The sequence below is a fragment of the Fusobacterium sp. genome, from assembly GCF_029258315.1.
In the GTDB taxonomy this organism is placed as follows: domain Bacteria; phylum Fusobacteriota; class Fusobacteriia; order Fusobacteriales; family Fusobacteriaceae; genus Fusobacterium_B.
Window position 1 is genome coordinate 1 of sequence record NZ_JARHZE010000090.1, and the last position, 4,736, is coordinate 4,736.

Below are 4,736 nucleotides of genomic sequence, written 5' to 3' on the forward strand. Positions count from 1 at the left end.
ATAGTAATTTATTTTTAAGGAGGTAATATTTTGAAAAAAATATCTTTATTATTTATGTTAATTTCATCTTTTGTTTTTGCTAAACCAGAGGAGGTAATAGGAAAATGGATCACAGAAAAATCTGAAACAGGGAATCAAATAATAGTTGAGATATATGAAACATCAGATAACAAATATAATGGAAGAGTAGTTGAACTTACAATGCCAGTATATACAGAGGGAGAACATAAAGGAAAAGAGAAGATGGATTTAGCTAATCCAGATGAAAATTTAAAAAGTCGTACATTGAGAGGAATAGATTTTGTAAGTGGTTTTGATTATTCTGAAAAAGATGATAAATTTGAGAATGGAAAAATCTATAATCCAATCAATGGAAAAACTTATAATAGCTATATGAAACTTCAAGAGGATGGAAGATTATTAGTAAAAGGATCAATTGATAAAAAAGGACTTATAGGAAAAAAGCAATATTGGACAAGATATTAAAAATAGTAGGGTAGGTTGACAATATCTGTTAAATAAGTTATACTGAAATACATTTAATTTTTTTGAAAAGAGGTGCTTGTATGAATTTTTATGAATTAGCAGAGAGAAGATATTCTTGCCGTAAATTTACAGATAAAAAAGTTGAGAAGGAATTGATTGAAAAAATAATTGAAACCGCTTTAAAGTCACCAACAGCTGTAAATTTTCAACCATTTAAAATATTTATGATGGAATCAGAAGAAGCTAAAGAAAATATAAAAAAAGTAACAGACTTTACTTTTGGGGCAAATTCTTTTTTAGTACTTGGATCTAAAAGAGAGGAAGGTTGGGTTCGTTCTTTTGATAAATATAACTTTGCAGATGTAGATGCAGGTATAGTAGGAACTCATATAATGTTACAAGCTTGTGATTTAGGACTTGATACAACTTGGGTAGGACATTTTAAACCAGAACTTTTAAAAGAGCTTTGTCCAGCAATGAAAGATTATCATTTAATTGCAATTTTTCCAATTGGATATGCAGATACTTCAGTGAAACAAGGACAACCAGCAGGGCAACATTACAAGATGAGAACAAAAGAGGAAGTTCTTGAAGTTCTTTAATAAAAAGTTTAAATAAGGTACAGGGATTTTCCCTGTATTTTTTTTACAAAAAATTTAAATTATCAGAGTTGTACGAACAAATTTTAAAATAATATTTTATATAAAACTAATAAAAGATAAGTAATAACTTTTTAAGAAAGAACAAAGAATAAAAATAATTGTTATCTATACAAAAATATTATTTAGTAGTATTATTATCTACAAATAAAAATATTAAGGAGGAACAAGAGATGAAAAGATTAGGGATAGCAATATTATTACTTTCTACAATGGCAATGGGACAAGAGGTAAAAAATTCCAACAAAATAAAAATAGGGATTACACAAATTATGGAACACCAAGCATTAGATTTGGCAAGAGTAGGATTTGAAAAAGCATTAAAAGAAAATGGATATGAAGAAGTACAAATAGATTATCAAAATGCTCAAGGGGATTTTAACACTTCTCAAATGATAGCAAATTCATTTGTACAAAATAAAAAAGATTTGATATATGCAATATCTACACCAAGTGCACAATCAGCTTATAATGCTACTAAAGAAATACCAATATTAATAACAGCAGTAACAGACCAAAAAGCTGCAGGACTTACAGGAGAAAATATTACAGGAACAAGTGATGCTACACCTATTTCTAAACAGCTTGAAACAATTATAAAAATTTTACCTAAGACTAAAAAAATAGGGATAATTTATAATACAAGTGAACAAAATTCACAGGTACAAGTAGCTAATGCAAAAGAAGAAAGTAAAAAATTGGGATTAGAAATAATTGAGGTAGGAGCAACAAATATAAATGAAGTGGCAATGGGATTAGATTCATTACTAGAAAAAGTTGATGTTTTATATACTCCAACAGATAATTTGGTAGTATCAGCTACACCATTAGTTTTAGATAAAGCTAATAAAAAAAATATTCCAGTGATTGGTTGTATAGAAGATCAAGTTGTACAAGGAGCTTTAATAACAAATACAATAGATTATGAAAAATTAGGTTATCAAACAGGAAAGATAGCTATAAAAGTTTTAGAGGGAGAAGAAGCTAAAAATATTCCAGTTGAAACATTGAAAGATACTCAAATTATAGTTAATAAAAAAATGGCAGAAAAATATAAAGTAGATTTAACAACAGAGGCTTTAAAAGGAGCTAAGATATACTAAGAGAGGTTGAGAAATATGTTATTAGGAACAATAGAACAAAGTTTTATATTTGCAATAATGGTATTAGGAGTTTATATTTCATATAAAATATTAGATTTTCCAGATATGACAGTGGATGGAAGTTTTCCATTAGGGGCAGCAGTAAGTGCTTCTCTTATAATAAAAGGAATGAATCCATTATTGGCTTTGTTTTTAGCTATGTTAGCTGGAGCAGTAGCAGGATTAATAACTGGAATAATTCATGTTAAATTAAAAATAACTAATTTATTAGCAGGGATTATAGTGATGACAGGATTATACAGTGTTAATTTAAGAATAATGGGAAAGTCAAATATTCCTTTATTTATGGCAAAACATTTATTTAATGGGCAATTATCTTCAATAGCAATTATAATAATATTTTTATTAGCAGTTAAATTAGCTGTTGATTTTCTACTAAAAACAAAATTTGGTTTTGTATTAAAAGCTTTAGGAGATAATGAGAGTCTTATCACATCTTTAGGAATTAATGAAAATAATTTGAAATTTTATGGACTTATGATAGCAAATAGTTTAGTTGCTCTATCTGGTGGAATATTAGCACAGTATCAAGGATTTGCTGATGTAGGAATGGGGACAGGAACTATTATAACAGGACTTGCTTCAATAATAATAGGAGATGCAGTAATAGGAAAAAGAAAAATTATAAAGCCTACATCAATGGTAATATTAGGTACGATGCTTTATAAAATTATTATAGCTCTATCTTTAAAATTAGGAATGAGTGCTAGTGATTTAAAACTTGTAACATCTATTTTGGTTGTAATAATAATATATTTAAAAGTAAAAAAAGATTCTTTAAAAAAGGGGGGAGTTGCAAATGCTTAATATAAATTCTATTGAAAAAAGTTTTGTTACAGAATTAGGAACAGTGAAGAAAGTGTTCAAAGGGTTGAATCTTCAAGTTGAAAAAGGAGAATTTATCTCTATAATAGGAAGTAATGGAGCAGGAAAATCAACTCTTCTTGATATAATTACAGGAAACATATTAATAGATAAAGGAAGTATTGATATAAATGGAAAGGATATAACAAATTTACCAAGATATAAAAGGGGAAATTTTATTTCAAAAGTTTATCAAAATCCATCAATGGGGACAGCTCCTTCTATGACTGTATTTGAAAATCTTTCTATGGCAGATAATAAAGGGAAAAAATTTAATTTCACTATGGGACTAAATAAAAAAAGAAAAGAATATTATAAAACATTGTTAAAAGAGTTGGATTTAGGGATAGAAAATCAAATGGACACCGAAGTAGGGGCACTATCTGGGGGGCAAAGACAATGTTTAGCACTTATAATGGCTACATTAAATAAGCCGGAAATACTATTATTAGATGAACATATAGCAGCATTAGATCCTAAAACTTCAAAGATTATTATGGATAAGACAAAAGAAATTGTAGAAAAAAATAATATTTCTACACTTATGATTACACATAATTTACAAGATGCTATAAATTATGGAAATAGACTTATAATGTTACATAATGGTGAAATATTAATTGATATAAAAGGAGAGGAAAAGAAAAAACTTACAACAGAAAAACTTTTAAAAATTTTCAATAATAGAGAAGCCTATTTAAAAGATAGTGAAATTTTTTCATAAATTAAAAACTAATAACATATAAAAATATTAAAAAAGCTAGAAAGATGTAGTGAACCCATTTTCTTAGACACTATTTAATTATTAATTAATAAGGATTGATTTCTGTATTCTGCAGGAGTTAATCCTTTTAATTTTATCTTCTTTAGTTAATATTTTTTTAAATTTTTTATTTTAGTTATAGTCTTTGGTTTTCTACCTTTAATCTTTGTTCATAAATTTTAATTTTTTGATTATTAGTTAATTTTGCCATAAAAAAACTACACCCTCCATTTTAGTTGTCTAAGATTTTGGGTGCAGTATAAATCTCTCTAGCTTTTTTTAATTAATAAAATTCTTTTAAAATATCTTGAATCCAGTTAGCTACTCTGTCTGGAGTTTCTTCATCTTGGTTATTTTCATCTAAAGCAAGTCCAACAAATTTATCTCCAATAACCGCTTCACTTTCCTTATGAGAGTATCCAACATTTTTAGTCATACCGATAATTTCTCCACCTTTTGAAGTTACAATATCATATAATTTTTTCATACCTTCAACAAAAGATTCTCCAAAAGTAAATTGATTTCCAAGTCCTACAAGAGCAATTTTTTTACCAGAGAAATCCATAGCCTCAAGTTCTGCGCTATGAGCTTCCCAATCTCTTTGAAGTTGTCCCACTCCATAAGATGGTGTTATTAATATTAGGTTTTTAAAGTTAGCTATTTCAGAAATTCCATCAGCTACATTAAATATTTCGTGATCTATTTTTCTAAGATTAAAATCTATTTCATCAGCGATAGCACCGCTTTTTCCTGTTGTTGTACCGTAAAAAACTCCTATTTTTTCCATAATTCATTCTCCTT

General features: G+C 27.5%; 6 protein-coding genes. 5 read left to right on the forward strand and 1 reads right to left on the reverse strand.

Annotated elements, in window-relative coordinates:
* The first annotated feature begins 30 nt into the window (after positions 1-30).
* From Q1J48_RS06435 to Q1J48_RS06455, 5 genes are all read left to right on the forward strand, one after another.
* Positions 31-486: a DUF2147 domain-containing protein gene (locus Q1J48_RS06435; RefSeq protein ID WP_300362087.1), complete on the forward strand. Its 456-nt coding sequence runs from the start codon at positions 31-33 to the stop codon at positions 484-486.
* An 80-nt stretch (positions 487-566) separates the two neighbouring features.
* The gene (locus tag Q1J48_RS06440; protein WP_300330175.1) at positions 567-1,088 is read left to right on the forward strand and encodes a nitroreductase family protein; all 522 of its coding nucleotides are present in this window, start codon (positions 567-569) and stop codon (positions 1,086-1,088) included.
* A 230-nt stretch (positions 1,089-1,318) separates the two neighbouring features.
* Complete coding sequence (locus Q1J48_RS06445; RefSeq protein WP_300330178.1) at positions 1,319-2,248, forward strand: ABC transporter substrate-binding protein; 930 nt, start codon at positions 1,319-1,321, stop codon at positions 2,246-2,248.
* A gap of 15 nt (positions 2,249-2,263) precedes the next feature.
* The gene (locus Q1J48_RS06450) at positions 2,264-3,115 is read left to right on the forward strand and encodes an ABC transporter permease (RefSeq protein WP_300330181.1); all 852 of its coding nucleotides are present in this window, start codon (positions 2,264-2,266) and stop codon (positions 3,113-3,115) included.
* The gene (locus tag Q1J48_RS06455; RefSeq protein ID WP_300330184.1) at positions 3,108-3,896 is read left to right on the forward strand and encodes an ABC transporter ATP-binding protein; all 789 of its coding nucleotides are present in this window, start codon (positions 3,108-3,110) and stop codon (positions 3,894-3,896) included. The genes Q1J48_RS06450 and Q1J48_RS06455 overlap by 8 nt, the downstream gene beginning before the upstream one ends.
* 322 nt (positions 3,897-4,218) lie before the next feature.
* Here the strand turns inward: Q1J48_RS06455 and Q1J48_RS06460 are convergent, their stop codons facing one another.
* Entirely contained in the window at positions 4,219-4,722 is a 504-nt protein-coding gene (locus Q1J48_RS06460; protein WP_300362090.1) for a flavodoxin, read from the reverse strand.
* Positions 4,723-4,736 lie beyond the last annotated feature (14 nt).

Excerpts from the sequence above, each read along its gene's own strand:
- Q1J48_RS06445 (WP_300330178.1), top strand. The coding sequence starts at position 1,319 with ATGAAAAGATTAGGGATAGCAATATTATTACTTTCTACAATGGCAATG.
- Q1J48_RS06440 (WP_300330175.1), top strand. The coding sequence starts at position 567 with ATGAATTTTTATGAATTAGCAGAGAGAAGATATTCTTGCCGTAAATTT.
- Q1J48_RS06455 (WP_300330184.1), top strand. The coding sequence starts at position 3,108 with ATGCTTAATATAAATTCTATTGAAAAAAGTTTTGTTACAGAATTAGGA.
- Q1J48_RS06460 (WP_300362090.1), bottom strand. The coding sequence starts at position 4,722 with ATGGAAAAAATAGGAGTTTTTTACGGTACAACAACAGGAAAAAGCGGT.
- Q1J48_RS06450 (WP_300330181.1), top strand. The coding sequence starts at position 2,264 with ATGTTATTAGGAACAATAGAACAAAGTTTTATATTTGCAATAATGGTA.